This is a genomic window from Marinomonas shanghaiensis (genome assembly GCF_003259175.1).
GTDB classification, from domain to species: Bacteria; Pseudomonadota; Gammaproteobacteria; order Pseudomonadales; family Marinomonadaceae; genus Marinomonas; species Marinomonas shanghaiensis.
Map to the genome: position 1 here is coordinate 1 of NZ_QGOK01000058.1, position 349 is coordinate 349.

The 349-nt window shown below is 45.3% G+C and carries 2 tRNA genes; both read right to left on the bottom strand.

The features are described from left to right. Nucleotides 1–115: 115 nt before the first annotated feature. Nucleotides 116–191: transfer RNA gene (locus tag DKT73_RS19980), tRNA-Ala, on the bottom strand. A gap of 20 nt (nt 192–211) precedes the next feature. After that, nucleotides 212–288: transfer RNA gene (locus DKT73_RS19985), tRNA-Ile, on the bottom strand. Nucleotides 289–349: the final 61 nt, after the last annotated feature.

The following is a 349-nucleotide window of genomic DNA, read 5'->3' on the forward strand; positions in this document are numbered from 1 at the left end:
TTTAGTGCAAAGCACTAAGTCAGAGACTAAAAATCACCCAACATAATAAAATGTAAGATGCTTAGCGTCTTGCTTAGAACTCTCTTCTAATCTTTTACACAGAATGATCGATAAATGGTGGAGCTATGCGGGATCGAACCGCAGACCTCCTGCGTGCAAAGCAGGCGCTCTCCCAGCTGAGCTATAGCCCCATTACTTACTTGATCGTATTTGGTGGGTCTGGGCCGATTTGAACGGCCGACCTCACCCTTATCAGGGGTGCGCTCTAACCAACTGAGCTACAGACCCAAATACTTTCTGTGCTTCTCATAAATTAGACATCAGATAATTTGTGTGAACGCTCACCAGA